Genomic DNA, 16554 nt, shown 5'->3' with positions numbered 1-16554 from the left:
GGAAAAACGCGAAAGACACTCCCGGTGGCTCCTGCTGTAGTCCGGTATTCATTATGTTATTCAGTACATGATCAGATCCGATGGATCGGGGTCATCCTGCTGTTCAGATGCTTCAGGTGGCTTCTTGCTCACCCCACAGTTCCAGCTGATCAGCTTTGAATCCCCGTTTAAGCTGTCCACGCCCTGCAACTCAATATGTTTGCCGTTCAGAAAAATACCGCCGTCGCTCGTCAGCACCAGACGGGCTTCACCACACACCAGTTCCAGATGCTCGCCTGCGGAATACACCGCCGTTTTACCGGTACTTTCGGTTTTACTGTTGCCCACGTTAACGCTGGCATTACGCCCGACATTGACGTTGTATTTCATTCCCACATTCAGTGATTTGAAGATCCCGACCTCAGAAGACTGCATCAGCGCCACCGAGGTATTCATGATGCCGCCCACGGTAGTCTGGTATGCCAGCCCCACATTCAGGGCGCGGACAATCCCCACCGTTTCCACCTGATTGGCACCCACCTTGATCACCTGGTTACTGCCCACCTTCTCCACCTGGTTGACGCCGATGGTCTGGATTTGGTTATTGGTAACGGCGATCACCTGGTTATTACCAATGGTTTCAGCATGATTATTCGTCACATCGGTGGTGCGGTTGCGCAGCACCTCGGTATTCATATTCTTCTGCGCGTGGATATACACGCGCTCCTTCCCTGTCGCATCATCAAACATGAGTTCGTTAAACCCGCTGCCTTTATAGGTTTTCGAGCGGATGGTCATCTGCGTTTTGGTGCCCGGCAGGCTGCCCGGTGAGCGGTTTTCCTGGTGGTAGGTGCGCCCCATGATGATGGGCTGGTCCGGGTCGCCGTTGAGGAAGTCCACTATCACTTCCTGCCCCACGCGCGGTATCGCCAGGTTGCCGAACCCCGGCCCCGCCCACGCCTGTACCACCCGTATCCAGCACGAGCTGTCCTGGTTCGCCGGGTTATACCGGTCCCAGTTAAATTTCACCCGTACACGGCCATGTTCGTCGCAGAAGATTTCTTCCCCTTCCGGGCCGGTGACCACCGCCGACTGCGGGCCGTCCACTGATGGTTTGGGCAGCGGGCGTGGCCGCCATGTTCTGTCTGCCGGGATGACCGTAAAATGATTGTCCAGCGTTGTCCCTGAACCTGAGCGCCCCGCCGCCGCCTGCGGCTGGCTGCCGTGTAAATCGCTGCTCACCACCTGCCATTCCCGGTTCAGGCTCGCCTGCGGGTGTTCCGTCAGCTGAATACGCCGTCCCGGCCATATCGCCGGCGAACGGCTTTTCCCCTGCGCCACTTCGGCATTATTACGCCAGCCTTCCATCTGCCAGCGGGCGAAGTTCTGACCGTGGCCGTCCTTGAAGCGCCCCGGATAATCAAAGACCTCATACTGCGTGCGCTGGTAATCCTGATGTTCGCCCTGGTGCTCAAAGCGGCCCGCCCAGCCGGGGCGTTTGAAGGTGTAGTCCTTGCCGATGACGGAAGAGGGGCGGATTTGCGCGCTGTGGCGGAACTGGCTGACGCACGGCGTGCTCACCTCGGTACGGGTGTTCGGGTTCCAGGGGATTTCAAAGGCTTCCGGCAGAAAACGTACCGTGTCGCACAGCACCAGGCTCTGGTCGTCGCTGGTCTGCGCATGTTCCTCGTAAAAGAAAATACCTTCCTCCGCCGCCATCCGCGCCAGAAAGTCGTAATCCGTTTCGCTGTACTGCACGCAGAACTCCCGCGCCGGATGCGCCTCACTGAACAGCGGGCTCCAGTCCGTCACGCCGTTTTCCTGCAGTATCGTCCCGAGAATGCTTTTTATGTCTTCATTCTGGAAAATACGCGAGTTCTGCCGCAGCGCGGCGCGCCACACCGGCGGACGAACTTTCATGCTGTACAGCATCTGGTGTCCGTCGTTTTCCCCCTGCTCAAACCAGGTCACTATGCCGTTCACCCGGCGCTGTATCTCCGTGCCCTGCCAGATTTTCAGGTGCGCCGGTTTTTCCAGTACCTGGGCAAACTCAATGTTGTGAAGTTGCTGACTGACCAGCGAGATATCGAGGGAAAATAACGTGGAAAGGGACTGGCTCAGGTGAAAGGACTCCACGACCAGCGCATCCGGTGGCAGGCCGTCCACCTCCAGTGTGAAACGTAATCCTGTTGACATGAATAACCTCATGAATTAACGGGGAAAATAAACCGCCTGCCGGACTGCGGCGAATGACAGTACAGTGTTACGCCTGCCTCCGGGCACGCTACCGCCGAAGTATCCGGCGTCCGCCATCTCCCGTAATAAAAACGTAACCCCTTACTGGCACTACTTTTTTACCTCCGTCTCCAGGCAAAAACAGCACCCTGCCCGTCAGGGCGGGATGCTGTTGATTCCGTTTACGCTTCCAGCGGCGCGCGCCAGTCATCCGCGCCAGAGGTGCCGGATTTGACGTGTTCCCACTCGATTTTGCGGTAGGCCAGCGAGACTTCGAGCAACTGCGTGAATTCGCGCTTTGCCGGGTCCTGACAGTGCGGCATATGCAGTTTCATATCCACAATCGTTGAGTCCGTCAGGCGGGTGGTGAAGTAATGCTCCTGCTTGCCTTCAACGGAAGTACGCCACCAGTGCAGTTCGGTTTTCGGCAGCATTTCACCGGACGCCAGCGCGTTGTACAGCAGCGGTACGGCTTTGTTCAGCGCCACGGTAAAAATGAACGGCTTGTGCGAACGCTGGCCGCTCGGCTGCCCGGACTGTGGATCGGTGGGTACGGTCACGTTATGCAGGAATTCCTGTACCAGCATTTCATCCTCGTGACCCTGCACGTAGATATTGCCGACAGAATCTGCGGTGAATGCACCAGCGGTGATATTGCCCTGGGTTTGCCCCGTAATTGAGATGTAACACGGTGTTGGCATTTATAAACTCCTTGTTAACGATTAATGACACTTACATACATCTGCAGAAAGATATCCGACAGATAAAAATATGTGGATTACATTAAAAATCCTGTAGCTTAAGCTCTCTTCATATAGCAAGCTGAATCGTACAATCTGAGACTAAAAAGCATTCACATGATGACTAAATTACATGCCAACATATTCACATGATAATATATCAGCATTTATTTTTATAAAATAAGGACGATACTTACTCATGAATAAATATTATATCCATTCTTTTTTCACCATCACCATCTTCGTAAACCTCATTCACCATGCTATTTTATTAATGATGAACAAAAAGTGTACAAATAAATATAGATAGCATTTACCCAATACATGGTTAAATAAAAAAATACATATATATCAATCAACTAAAAAAACAAAACACCATTCATTAAAATATCTTTTAAGATATTCCTTATAAAAACAACGTCATCCTGAAATAACCACAAAAGAAGAATACTCCTGTATTCCATTTTGAAAAAGTGCTTCTCAAAAAATTTTCTGCGCGTAAAATGATTACCAAGCTTTTTATTACACGGCATTCCATAGTCTGTACGGAGATGCAAAAAAACATAACGTAACCTGATGGATGATCTCTATGAGCAAAGATTATAACGGCAGCGTGGCACCCAAAGAACGCATTAATATTTCTTACATTCCAAAAACGGACGGTGAGCCTTCTGAGGTGGAATTACCCCTTAATATGTTGATAGTGGGGGATACCGGAAACTCACAGGAAACAGCGCCACTTGATGAACGCCAGATGGTTTCTATCGACAAACATTCATTCAATTCAGTGATGGCAGAAGCGTCCATTAGCCTGAATTTTGCAGTTCCGGCATCATTGAAGGACGACGCAAAAGATGGCGATGAGATGAATATCTCGCTGGAAATCAAATCCCTGAACGATTTTTCTCCGGACAGCGTGGCAAAACAGGTACCGGAGTTGAACAAATTGCTGGAACTACGCGAAGCGCTGACAGCATTAAAAGGCCCGCTCGGTAATCTGCCTGCATTTCGCGCCCAGCTTCAGGCATTGCTGGAAAATGAAGAATCCCGCGAACAGTTACTGCGGGAGATCAGCCAGGCAGAAAACCAGTAACCTCTGTTTTTCAGGGAGATTATCCTGGTATGGGCTTGCGGGAAGAGACCTCCAGAACCGATGACGCAATAACGCAGGCAGTGATCCGGTTATTTATCAGTCAGACAGGCGACATCAACACAGAAACACTGGAGGTATTGGTCGCGGCGCTTGACCAGAGGATCGGATGTCTGATGGATGAAATCATCCATATCAACGGGTACCAGCAGATGAAGCCACACTGGCGAAAGGTGTTCCACTGACAGTGAAACCTGGTTCCAGAAATACAGATCAACACAAGGATTTTCAGTATGTCTTTACAGGAAGAAGAACTTGTTTCCACCCGCACTGAACAGGGAAGCCATGCCCCGTCGTTGCTTGATGAAATCATGGCACAAACCCGTATCCAGCCCGGCGCTGACGGTTATGATATTGCCCGTCAGGGCGTAACGGCTTTTATTGCCAGCCTCCTGCAATCCACTTCACCTGCAGAACCCGTAAACAAACTGGCCGTGGACAGCATGATTGCGGACATCGACGCCCGTATCAGCCGTCAGATGGATGCTATTATTCACGCCCCTCAGTTTCAGCAACTGGAGTCGTTCTGGCGTTCAATGAAAGCGCTGGTCGATCGCGTTGATTTTCGTGAGAATATTAAGGTGCATGTCCTCCATGTCACCAAAGCGGAATTGCTGGAAGATTTCGAGTTCGCGCCGGAGATTACCCAGTCCGGCTTCTATAAGCATGTTTATTCCAGCGGGTTTGGGCAGTTTGGCGGCGAACCGATTGCGGCTGTGCTGGGCGCATATGAGTTCAAAAATACCACGCCGGATATGAAGCTGCTGAACTATGTCAGCGCCGTCGGCGCAATGGCTCACGCGCCGTTCCTTTCTTCCGTGTCGCCGGAGTTTATGGGCCTGAAATCATGGACCGAGCTGCCCAATATCAAGGATCTCTACGCCATTTTTGAAGGTCCGGCCTACACAAAATGGCGCGCCCTGCGTGATTCCGAAGATTCCCGCTACCTGGGACTGACCGCGCCGCGTTTTCTGCTTCGCCAGCCCTATTCCGCGACCGAAAACCCGATTAAAAGCTTCAACTACGCCGAAGATGTGAGCCACAGCCACGAGCATTATTTGTGGGGCAATACCGCCTGGATGCTGGCCAGTAATATAGCCGATTCGTTCGCGAAATACCGGTGGGCGCCCAATATTATCGGGCCGCAGAGCGGCGGCGCAGTAAAAGATCTGCCGGTACATTTATATGAGTCAATGGGGCAGATTCAGGCCAAGATCCCGACGGAGGTGTTGATCACCGACCGCCGTGAGTTCGAGCTGGCCGAAGAGGGGTTCATCACCCTGACCATGCGTAAAAACAGCGATAATGCGGCGTTTTTCTCGGCTAACAGCGTTCAGAAACCCAAGCATTTTCCGGGCAAAGACGCCGAGACCAACTACAAGCTGGGTACGCAGTTGCCTTATCTGTTCATTATTAACCGCCTCGCGCACTACATTAAGGTGCTGCAACGCGAGCAGCTTGGGTCGTGGAAAGAGAGAAGCGATCTGGAGCGGGAGCTGAATATTTGGGTGCGCCAGTATGTCGCCGATCAGGAGAATCCGCCTGCTGATGTCCGCAGCCGTAAGCCGCTGCGTGGCGCTAAAGTGGAGGTGCTGGATGTGGACGGCGAGCCGGGCTGGTATCAGGTGGCGATTTCCGCAAGGCCGCACTTTAAATATATGGGCGCGTCGTTTGAATTGTCTTTAGTCGGACGGTTAGATAAGTGATACCGGCGCGCGAAAAGCCTGCCGGATCGCTGTTTGAGCGTCTGGAAAACCCTCCTGCCAGAAACTGGCGGGAGGGCAGTAATATAGAGGCGTTCAGGCAGTCCATTCGCCATAGTCTGCGCAATATCCTGAACACCCGCTCCGGCAGTTGTCGGGGAACACCGGGGCTGGGTATTGAAGAGCCGGAAGGGTCGGATAATTACCGCAGCGCCATGAGCCAGGCCATCGTGCAGTGTATTGAGCGTTATGAACCCCGGATTTCGCACGCGGAGGTCCGGGCAATCCTGCCACAGGCCGCCAGCCCACAGGAGATAATTTTTCGTATCACCGCCTGGGTGACATTTAACGATATCGACGATGTGCTGGAGTTTGATATGGCACCGGACGGTAGTCAGCATTATCGGGTGGAGTAGCAGAATGGAATTCGAAGAACGCTATTACAGGCAGGAGTTGGATCACCTGCGGCAGTTGAGCAAGCTGCTGGCGACCGAAAAGCCGCATCTGGCCCGGTTTCTGGCAGAAAAAGAGGCCGATCCGGATATCGAGCGTCTGCTGGAGGGCGTGGCCTTTCTGACCGGCAATCTGCGCCAGAAAATCGAGGATGAGTTTCCGGAGCTGACGCACGGACTGATCCGGATGCTGTGGCCCAATTATCTGCGCCCGGTGCCGTCGATGACGCTGATTGAATATACGCCGGATATGGATAAAACTTCCGTGCCGGTACTGATCCCCCGTAATGAGCAGTTCACAACCGGGGCGAAGGGGACTCAGGGAAACCCGGTATTGTCTGCGTATTCCGGCAATGAGCACGATGTAGCCCCGCCCTGTACGTTCACCCTGTGCCGGGATATCTGGCTGTTACCCGTTCAACTGGATCAGGTTGAAAATCGCAGTACGCCCCGCCACGGCATTATTGATATTACGTTTGCCGTCGCACCGGGCACTGATTTTGCCACGCTGGATCTGAACAGGCTGCGCTTCTGGCTGGGCAACGATGATAACTATACCCGCTATCAGCTTTATCTGTGGTTTTGTGAATATTTACAGGGCGCAGAGTTGATGGCGGGCGGGCAGTCGAGCCCGATGCCTGAATTTATGCTGAAAGCGGTGGGTTTTGAGTCAGAGGACGCCATGCTGCCCTGGCCCGGCAATGTCCACAGCGGCTACCGCATTCTCCAGGAGTTTTTCTGCTACGCCGACAGTTTTCTGTTTTTCGATGCCTGTGGCATTCCGGCATTGCCAGACAGGTTAAAGGAGAACCGTTTCACTCTGCGGCTGCGGTTTTCTCGCCCCTTACCGGCAGATATCCGGCTGCGGGATGATTCCCTGCGCTTATATTGTGCGCCCGCCATTAATCTGTTTGCCCACCATGCCGAAGCCATCACGCTGGATCATCAGCGGCAGGATTACGCTCTGGTTCCCAGCCGTCATTTTCCGGATCATTACGACATTTTTTCGGTTAACAGCGTGGTGAGTCAGACGCAGGGGAAGCAGAGAAAAGCGGATCTTGGACGGCCGGTGATCACAGAGGCCGCGCGCCACTGGCCTGCTTTTGAGAGTTTCCGCCACCAGATGGAGTACAGCCGTAAGCGGGAAGTGGTCTACTGGCAGCACCGGACCAGGACCTCGCTGTTTCACCGGGGCTTTGATCATACCCTAGCTTTTATTCATGCCGATGGCAGCCTCCCGGATGCCTCACTGCTTAATAATGAAGTGGTTTCTGTATCGCTGACCTGCACCAACCGGGAGCTGCCGGTACAGCTACGGCCCGGCGATATCACCGGTACGACAGGTAAAAACGCGTCGGTGGCGTCATTTCGCAATATCACCCGCCCCACCAGACCGCTCTGGCCGGTGATTGACGGCAGCCTGCACTGGTCGTTGCTGTCTGCCATGAACCTGAATTATCTGTCGTTGCTGGATGCTGATGCGCTCAAACAGGTGATCGCCAATTTTGATCGCCACGCCATCCATCATCCGCAGATGGCCCGTCTGTCACAGCAGAAGCTGGACGCCATTGAACGGCTGGAAACAACCCCGGTTGATCGCCTGTTTACCGGCATACCGGTGCGCGGGCTGGCGTCCACCCTGTCCATTCATCCGGAGCCGTTTGTCTGCGAGGGTGAAATGTACCTGCTGGGCGCGGTGCTGTCGCATTTTCTGTCGCTGTACGCCAGCGTCAATTCGTTCCACATGCTGACCGTCGTTAACACGGAAAGCCAGGAGTCATGGAAATGGGCGGAAAGAACCGGGCAACACCCGCTCATCTGAGTCCGGACGATGCTCCGGCGCAGGATGAACAACGCACGCTGCGGGAGCCGTTGTTTCAGGACGCCTGCGCCTGCAATTTTTTCGCGCTCTCTGAGCTGCTGCACCGGCTGGCATCAGAAGGCGGCGAAACGCCAGTGTTATCCCTGGATACCCCTCCGGCGCAGGAAACCATTCGTTTCCAGGCGGACGCCAGCCTGGGATTTCCGGTAAGCGATGTCAGCGCGCTGGAGCAGGATGCTTCCGGGTTGTTCCGGATGACCACCACCTTTATGGGATTGCAGGGCAGCCAGTCGCCCCTCCCCGGCTATTACCTTGATCACCTGGCCTGGAAATCCGCGCACGAGCAGAGTCCGGTCAGCGATTTTCTGGATATGTTCAGCCATCGCCTGACGCAGTTTGTCTGGCATATCTGGCGTAAGTACCGTTACCACGTCGCTTTCCGTAACGGCGGCGTGGATGCGTTCTCGCAGCGGATGTACTCCCTGGTGGGGCTGGGCCACCGGCAGCTTCGCGACAGTCTGCCCGTTAACCACAGCAAAATGCTGGCCTATGCCGGGATACTGGCAAATCCGGGACGTTCGCCGGAGATCGTCTGTACGCTGGTTGCGCACTGTTTCGATTTAAATTTATCGGACGTGACGCTGCAAAACTGGCAGCGGCGGATGGTGGATATCGAGCCGGATCAGCAGAACAGTCTTGGATGTTACACGATTAAAAATGGCGAAAAACTGGCCGGGCGATCGGTGCTGGGTAATTTTGTCCTCGGTACGCGGGTTCCCGATCTCAGCGGTAAATTTCAGTTAAGTATTAACCACCTGAGCCGCAAGCAGTTTCTCTCGTTCCTGCCGTCAGGAGAAAATTTTCTGCCGCTGGCGATGTTTGTCTCCTTCGTCCTGCGCGATCAGCTTGCCTGGGATTTACACCTGGGGCTGGCCCCGGATCAGGTGGGGATTATGCGGCTGGGCGATAACAAGAGCGCGCTGCTGGGCTGGACGTCATTTCTCGGCGAGCCGGGAGAGCATCCCTCAGTCACCATCAGGGTCAGGGAGTAAAATATTACTATCATGGAGCAGAATATGGCGGAAGAAAAAGCGCGGCAACAGACGCTTTCACTGCATGTCGTTAACGGTAACGAGCTGGAGAGCGGACGTACCGCACGGTGTCTGTTCACCGGAGACGGCGATGTGGGCCACGGCAGCGAATGCCACTGGCCTGTTCAGGACCGGCACCAGAACGTTCCGGCGAAGGCGTTCAGCATCAGCCTGCATGATGGCGCATTCTGCCTGCATCCGCTGGCATCGCCATTATGGCTGAACCAGGCTAAAGTCACGGCGGCCTCAGACCAGGTGCAGTTACGTCAGGGCGATGAGATCCAGACCGGGCATCTGATACTCCGGGTTTATCTGAACCAGGGCGGGATGCGGCATTACGATGAGGAGATGGCGACGCCTGAAACCATCGTTTCTAACCACGACCTCCTGTCGGACACGCTACTGTCCACGGACGGCGCGCCGGAATATCCGGGAATGCCGTCCCGCCATCAGCTCGCGGATACCGTTGTTAATGGCTTTTCCACCGATCCGTTGCAGGTGCTCCAGGCTGAAAGTCTGACCACCAGGGACAATCCGCTTGCGGGTATCACCCCGGCCCGGCCCTCCGCCCCGTTATCCGATCCGGCGATAAACGGCGGGATCAACACGCCGTTTATGGATCTGCCGTCCATGTATGCCGATCCGCATGATAATGAAGAGGGCATGTCACCGGCAGACGCGGCGCAGCGCCACCTCGCCGTCACGCCGTTACTGCGCGGGCTGGGGGGATCGCTTGCCGTGCATAACACCCAGGACGCCGATGATTTTCTGGAGGAGGCCGGAAGGACATTGCAGGCGGCGATTCAGGGGTTGCTTGAGCTACAGCAGCGCCGCAACAGCCTGTCAGACAAGCATCTGCGCCCGCTGGAAGATAACCCGCTGCGCCTGAATATGGACTACGCCACGGCGCTGGACGTGCTGTTTGCCGAAGGGAAAAGCCCGGTACATCTGGCCGCGCCCGCCGCCGTCAGCGAGAGCCTGCGCAATATTCGTCATCACGAAGAAGCCAACCGCGCCGCGATTGTGGAATCGCTGCGCGTGCTGCTGGACGCCTTCTCGCCACAGAGTCTGATGCGCCGTTTTGTGCAGTACCGCCGCAGCCACGAACTGCGTAAACCGCTGGATGATGCCGGTGCGTGGCAGATGTACTGCGATTATTACGATGAGCTGGCCTCCAGCCGCCAGCAGGGTTTTGAGATGCTGTTTAACGAAGTGTATGCCCAGGTGTATGACCGGGTGTTGCGTGAAAAGCAGCGGGAGCCGGAAGCATGACAGGCCGTGGTTTCCTCGCCTGGGCGATGGTGGCGTTGTTCACCCTCGCCTTATGCGGTTGTGAAACGGTAAAAAAAATCGGCGAGGTGATTAAAAACCCGGATATTCAGGTCGGTAAGCTGGCAGACCAGTCTTCGCAGGTGACGATTACGCTGCTGACGGAGCCGGATGCCAATATCAACGCGGACGGTGAAGCGGCTGCGGTGGACGTGCAGCTGGTTTATCTGAGCGATGACTCAAAATTTCAGGCGGCCGACTACGACCAGATAGCCACCACCGCACTACCCGACGCGCTGGGGAAAAACTATATCGATCACCAGGATTTCAGCCTGCTGCCCGACACCATGAAAACCCTGCCGCCGGTGAAGCTGGATGAGAAAACGCAGTTTATCGGCGTGATTGCCTATTTTTCCGACGACCAGACTACGGAATGGAAGCAAATCGAACCGGTAGAAGGGACAGGACACAACTACCGCCTGCTGGTGCATATCCGGCAGAGCAGTATTGAAATGAAAAAAGAGGATGATTAACGATGGCAACCACGCGAAACAAGGTGATGTGGCGGGAAGGAACGCTGATGCGTCCGCACCATCTCCAGCAGCAACAACGTTATAACGATTATGTGAATAATCTGCGTTTCCGGGCCATTCATGATTTGTCCTGGGGATTTACCGAGCTTTCCCTCAATGATGAGCTGCTGGGACAGGGCAAAATTATGATCGACAGCGCGTCGGGCACCCTGCCGGACGGCACCGTGTTTTCCCTTCCGGACCAGGATGCGCTCCCCGATCCGCTGCATCCGGACAGTTTTCCTGATGAAGAAAGCCGCAATGTCTATCTGGCTTTACCCGTTGCCAGCGATGTGAGAGGCGAAGTCAGTTACGGGCAGCAGGTTGGGCGTTACCGGCTGAACGATGCCAGTGTCCGGGATCTGCACTCCGAGAATGGCGATGCCCGGACGCTGACGCTGGGCCAGTTGACCCCCCGCATTATGAGCGGAGCGGACGATATGAGCGCGTATGTCACGTTGCCGCTGTGCCGTATCAAAGACAGGCGTGCGGACGGCTCCCTGATGCTGGATGAAAACTTTATCCCTACCTGCCAGAACGTTTATGTCAGCGCACGGCTGCGTGAATTTCTCCGGGAAGTCCAGGAAGCGGTTGGCGGCCGGGCCAATGACCTGGCTAACCGCATTGGCTCTCCGGCGCAAAGCGGTATTGCCGACGTTGCGGAATTTATGATGCTGCAACTGCTCAACCGTAACCAGACGCGGTTCACCCACCGCGCCCGCAGGCCGCACCTCCATCCGGAAGATTTTTATCTCGATCTGGCCGGACTGCTGGGCGAGCTGATGACATTTACCGAGCCATCCCGCCTGCCCTGTCCGCTGGATGTCTACGATCACCGTAACCTGACGGACACCTTCAAAACGCTGTTGCCGGAAGTGAAACGGGCATTACATACCGTCCTGTCGCCCAGGGCGGTTAACCTGCCGCTGCATCTGCGCGATGGCATCTGGCAGGCTGACGTACATGACTCCACGCTGTTGCAGTCGGCCACCTTCGTGCTGGCGGTGGCGGCGAAAATGGAGACGCTGCAACTCCAGCGCCAGTTTATCCAGCAGTCAAAAATTTCCTCGCCGGAAAAAATCCGCAATATGGTCAGCGTGCAAATCCCCGGCATCCCGCTGCATACGCTGATGGTGGCCCCCCGCCAGCTTCCGTACCATGCCGGTTTCAGCTATTTCGAACTGGACAAGAGCGGGGCCGCCTGGGCGGATGTGGCGGCCACCGGCGCTGTCGCCCTGCATGTTTCCGGTACGTTCCCGGATCTGAACATGCAACTGTGGGCCATAAGAGGATAAGGCGATGGATGAGCTGTCACTGCCCCCTTTACCCGGATACGAGAGAGAAGGCCAGCGCCAGTATCAGCTGGCGCTGCGCGGCAACAGCCTGAACCCGATGATCGATGCCGCCACCCCGCTGCTGGGGATGGTGATGCGCGTTTCGGGCATGAACAGCCATGCCATGCCTGAACACCTGTTCACCCAGGTGGTGACGGATGTGCAGGCGGTGGAGCAGTTACTCCAGGAGCAGGGCTATGAGCCTGGGGTGATTATCTCGTTTCGTTACATCCTGTGTACCTTTATTGACGAGGCGGCGCTGGGGAATGGCTGGTCGAACAAAAACGAGTGGATCAAGCAGTCGCTGCTGGTGCATTTCCATAACGAAGCCTGGGGCGGTGAAAAGGTTTTTATCCTGCTGGAGCGCCTGATGCGCGAACCCAAACGCTACCAGGATCTGCTGGAATTTTTGTACATCTGCTTTTCGCTGGGCTTTCGCGGGCGTTATAAAGTCGCCGTCCAGGACCAGGGGGAGTTTGAGCAGATATACCGCCGCCTGTATCACGTCCTGCATAAGCTGCGCGGCGATGCGCCCTTTCCGCTGCTGCACCAGGATAAAAAAACCCAGGGCGGGCGCTATCAGCTGATTAAACGGCTGACCATCCGGCATGTTCTGTGCGGCGGCATCGTCGTGCTGGCGCTGTTTTATCTGTTTTATCTGCTGCGTCTGGACAGTCAGACGCAGGACATTCTTCATCAGTTAAACCGGCTGCTTGCCAGGTAAGGATTTCATCCCATGATCCAGATTGACTTAGCCACCCTGGTAAAACGGCTTGCTCCCTTCGCGAAACAGGCGCTGGAAGCGGCGGCGTCGGAGTGTATGAGCCAGCAGGCGGCAGAAATTACCGTCGCGCATGTGCTGCTACAGATGCTGGCGACCCCGCGCAGCGACTTTCGGGTGATTGCCGAACGTGCGGAGATCGGCGCCGATGATTTACGCCAGGCGATGACGGTGGAAAATTACGCCACCGCCCGTTCATCCGACAGCTACCCGTCGTTTTCCCCGATGCTGGTTGAATGGCTGAAAGAGGCCTGGCTGCTGGCCTCCGCGGAAATGCAGCAGACCGAACTGCGCGGCGGCGTGCTGCTGCTCGCCCTGCTGCATTCGCCGTTGCGCTACCTGCCGCCCGCCGCCGCCCGGTTGCTGACCGCCATCAACCGCGACCTGCTCCGGCAGGATTTTGCCGGGTGGACGAAGGAGTCCGCCGAATCGGTGATCCTGAATGCGGACGGACAGACCGCCAGCGCCATAGCCGATACCGGCGACACCCTGCTGGCCCGCTATGCCAAAAACATGACCGACGATGCCCGGCAGGGGCGGCTTGATCCGGTGCTGTGCCGCGATAACGAAATTGACCTGATGATCGATATCCTCTGCCGCCGCCGTAAAAATAATCCGGTGGTGGTGGGCGAAGCGGGCGTGGGCAAAAGCGCGCTGATTGAAGGGCTGGCGCTGCGCATTATTGCCGGTCAGGTGCCGGACAAACTGCGCGATACCGATATTATGACGCTGGATCTCGGCGCATTACAGGCGGGCGCGTCGGTGAAAGGTGAATTTGAGAAGCGCTTTAAGGGGCTGATGGCGGAAGTCATTCAGTCGCCGAAACCCGTCATCCTGTTTATCGACGAAGCCCACACGCTGATTGGCGCGGGCAACCAGCAGGGCGGGCTGGATATCTCCAACCTGCTCAAACCGGCACTGGCGCGCGGCGAGCTGAAAACCATCGCCGCCACCACCTGGAGCGAATACAAAAAATACTTCGAGAAAGACTCCGCCCTGTCGCGCCGTTTCCAGTTAGTGAAAGTCAGCGAACCCAATGCTGCCGAAGCCACCATTATTCTGCGCGGCCTGTCGGCGGTGTATGAGCAGTCCCACGGCGTGCTGATTGACGATGAAGCCTTACAGGCCGCTGCGACGTTGAGCGAGCGCTACCTGTCAGGCCGCCAGTTGCCGGATAAGGCCATTGATGTGCTGGATACCGCCTGCGCCCGCGTGGCGATTAACCTCTCCTCGCCGCCGAGACAAATCTCGGCGCTGACCACCCTGCGCCAGCAGTGTGAAGCGGAAATCCGCCAGCTTGAGCGTGAGATCCGTATTGGCCTGCGGTCGGACACCTCACGGCTAAACGAGGTTCTGGCGCAGTATGACGAAACGCTGAGCGAACTGGATGCGCTGGAGGCCGCGTGGCGCCAGCAGCAGACGCTGGTGCAGGAGATTATCGCGCTGCGTAAGGGGCTGCTGGACGAAACGGACGCTACCGGCAACGACGAAACCGCAACGCCTGAAACAGAGGCGGTGGGCAGTGACGATGAATCCGTCACAGCGCCGCCGGAAGCGGAACCGGAAATTTCGCCAGCCGCCCGCCTCGCGCAGCTCACCGCCGAACTGGACGCCCTGCACCACACGCAGCTGCTGGTCTCCCCACACGTCGATAAAAAACAGATAGCCAGCGTGATTACCGAATGGACCGGCGTGCCGCTTAACCGCCTGTCACAAAACGAAATGTCGGTCATCACCGACCTGCCGCAGTGGCTGGGCGACACCATTAAAGGCCAGGCGCTGGCGATTAAGCACCTGCACAAACACCTGCTGACCGCCCGCGCCGATCTGCGCCGTCCGGGACGCCCGCTCGGCGCGTTCCTGCTGGCCGGTCCCAGCGGTGTCGGCAAAACCGAAACCGTGCTGCAACTGGCCGAACTGCTCTACGGCGGTCGCCAGTACCTGACCACCATCAATATGTCGGAGTTTCAGGAGAAACACACCGTTTCACGCCTGATTGGTTCGCCGCCGGGCTATGTCGGCTACGGCGAGGGCGGCGTGCTGACCGAAGCGATTCGTCAGAAACCGTACTCCGTGGTGCTGCTCGACGAGGTGGAGAAAGCCCACCCGGACGTGCTCAACCTGTTCTACCAGGCGTTCGACAAGGGCGAGATGGCCGATGGCGAAGGGCGTCTTATCGACTGTAAAAATGTGGTGTTCTTCCTCACCTCCAACCTCGGCTATCAGGTGATTGTCGAACATGCCGACAACCCGGAAGCCATGCAGGAAGCGCTGTACCCGGTACTGGCGGACTTCTTTAAACCGGCGCTGCTGGCGCGTATGGAAGTGGTGCCGTACCTGCCGTTATCCAGAGAAACGCTTGCCGTCATTATCGCCGGGAAGCTGGCGCGGCTGGACAACGTACTGCGCGCCCGCTTCGGCGCGGAGGTGGTGATTGAGCCGGAGGTGACCGACGAAATCATGCAGCGCGTCACCCGCGCCGAAAACGGCGCGCGGATGCTGGAGTCGGTCATCGACGGCGAGATGCTGCCGCCGCTCTCCCTGCTGCTGTTGCAGAAAATGGCGGCGAATATCGCCATTGCCCGTATCACGCTGGGCGTGGCAAACGGCGCGTTTACCGCGGATGTGGAGGATGTGCCGGATGAGGATACTCAGCCCGTAGCGGAAGCAGAGGACGAAGCCGTTCTATGAGCAGAATGCAGACGCTCCTGATCATGGCGCTACTGCCGGGATTACTCCCCGGCGCAGTACAGGCGGAAACCGCGGCCAAACAGGCGGCTGCCGCGCTGCCGGGAATTGTGGTGCCGGGCGTCCCGGAAACAGACGCACAGGCGACACTCAGCGCCATGACGGCCTGTCGCCGGGAGCCTGCGGCGCTGGAGCGTCTGGACTGCTACGACAAAATCCTCACCCCGGAGCAGCCCGGTTTTGCCAGCGCGCTGGTGAAGGCAAAATACGAAGGGGAAGCCTGGAAACGCGCCTTCGCCCAGGAAAAACAGCGCCCGGACAACTCCACCGCGCTGATAATGACGCAGAGCGGCGGCGAGCGGCCAACGGTGATTATCACCACGCCCGCCATCGGCAACGTACCGCCGCGCCCGGTGCTGATGTTCAGCTGCGTGGACAACATCACCCGGATGCAGGTGGCGCTGACCCACGCCATGACGCCGGACAGCATCGACGTGACGCTGACCGCCGATACCCGACAGATTCGGTCGCGCTGGTTTATCCGCGAAAACGGCACCCTGCTGGAGTCCAGCCGGGGCTTATCCGGCATCGACGAAATAAAACAACTTTTCGGCGCAAAAACGCTGACCATTGATACCGGCACCGACAGCGCAGCCGGAAAACTGACGTTTAACATTGATGGACTGGCAAAAACCATCGCGCCGCTGCGTGAAGCCTGTCACTGGGCGGGAGAATAAT

General features: G+C 56.6%; 13 protein-coding genes. 11 read left to right on the top strand and 2 right to left on the bottom strand.

The annotated features are described in order from the left end of the window. Positions 1-60: 60 nt before the first annotated feature. Together N7E69_RS17835 and N7E69_RS17830 are read right to left on the bottom strand one after the other, a co-directional pair. On the bottom strand, positions 61-2175 hold the full coding sequence (locus N7E69_RS17835) for a type VI secretion system tip protein VgrG (protein ID WP_000103447.1): 2115 nt from the start codon (positions 2173-2175) through the stop codon (positions 61-63). A gap of 221 nt (positions 2176-2396) precedes the next feature. Continuing rightward, on the bottom strand, positions 2397-2915 hold the full coding sequence (locus tag N7E69_RS17830) for an Hcp family type VI secretion system effector (RefSeq protein WP_001142966.1): 519 nt from the start codon (positions 2913-2915) through the stop codon (positions 2397-2399). Positions 2916-3543: 628 nt separating this feature from the next. On the opposite strand from N7E69_RS17830, the gene tssB reads away from it, so the two are divergent. From tssB to vasI, 11 genes are all read left to right on the top strand, one after another. After that, positions 3544-4047 (top strand): type VI secretion system contractile sheath small subunit, encoded by a 504-nt coding sequence (gene tssB / locus N7E69_RS17825; protein WP_000031252.1) that lies wholly within the window; start codon positions 3544-3546, stop codon positions 4045-4047. Between the two features lie 290 nt (positions 4048-4337). Beyond that, positions 4338-5810, top strand: a complete 1473-nt coding sequence (gene tssC, locus N7E69_RS17820) for a type VI secretion system contractile sheath large subunit (protein WP_000056999.1) — start codon at positions 4338-4340, stop codon at positions 5808-5810. Next, entirely contained in the window at positions 5807-6223 is a 417-nt protein-coding gene (gene tssE, locus N7E69_RS17815) for a type VI secretion system baseplate subunit TssE (RefSeq protein ID WP_000611698.1), read from the top strand. The genes tssC and tssE overlap by 4 nt, the downstream gene beginning before the upstream one ends. A 4-nt stretch (positions 6224-6227) precedes the next feature. Beyond that, a complete protein-coding gene (gene tssF / locus N7E69_RS17810; protein ID WP_000393868.1) occupies positions 6228-8081 on the top strand; it encodes a type VI secretion system baseplate subunit TssF in 1854 nt (617 codons plus the stop codon). Beyond that, positions 8045-9133 (top strand): type VI secretion system baseplate subunit TssG, encoded by a 1089-nt coding sequence (tssG, locus tag N7E69_RS17805; protein WP_000509049.1) that lies wholly within the window; start codon positions 8045-8047, stop codon positions 9131-9133. Before tssF ends, tssG begins: the two co-directional genes overlap by 37 nt. A gap of 24 nt (positions 9134-9157) precedes the next feature. Next, positions 9158-10444, top strand: coding sequence for a type VI secretion system-associated FHA domain protein TagH (gene tagH / locus N7E69_RS17800; protein WP_000796942.1), 1287 nt, complete (start codon positions 9158-9160; stop codon positions 10442-10444). Beyond that, positions 10441-10974, top strand: a complete 534-nt coding sequence (tssJ, locus tag N7E69_RS17795) for a type VI secretion system lipoprotein TssJ (protein ID WP_000147702.1) — start codon at positions 10441-10443, stop codon at positions 10972-10974. The genes tagH and tssJ overlap by 4 nt, the downstream gene beginning before the upstream one ends. A 2-nt stretch (positions 10975-10976) precedes the next feature. Then, positions 10977-12308 (top strand): type VI secretion system baseplate subunit TssK, encoded by a 1332-nt coding sequence (gene tssK, locus N7E69_RS17790; RefSeq protein WP_000246455.1) that lies wholly within the window; start codon positions 10977-10979, stop codon positions 12306-12308. A gap of 4 nt (positions 12309-12312) precedes the next feature. Then, positions 12313-13071, top strand: a complete 759-nt coding sequence (icmH, locus tag N7E69_RS17785) for a type IVB secretion system protein IcmH/DotU (protein ID WP_000343978.1) — start codon at positions 12313-12315, stop codon at positions 13069-13071. 12 nt (positions 13072-13083) lie between these two features. Continuing rightward, positions 13084-15819 carry a type VI secretion system ATPase TssH gene (tssH, locus tag N7E69_RS17780; protein ID WP_079945312.1) on the top strand — a complete coding sequence of 912 codons (2736 nt, stop codon included), beginning with the start codon at positions 13084-13086 and terminating at the stop codon, positions 15817-15819. Beyond that, a complete protein-coding gene (gene vasI / locus N7E69_RS17775; RefSeq protein WP_000089148.1) occupies positions 15816-16553 on the top strand; it encodes a type VI secretion system-associated protein VasI in 738 nt (245 codons plus the stop codon). The genes tssH and vasI overlap by 4 nt, the downstream gene beginning before the upstream one ends. Position 16554 lies beyond the last annotated feature (1 nt).

Origin of the sequence: Salmonella sp. 3C (assembly GCF_025426275.1) — a bacterium.
Lineage (GTDB): Bacteria > Pseudomonadota > Gammaproteobacteria > Enterobacterales > Enterobacteriaceae > Salmonella > Salmonella enterica.
Note: the sequence above shows the minus strand (reverse complement) of the source record. Positions and strands in the feature narration are given on the sequence as shown.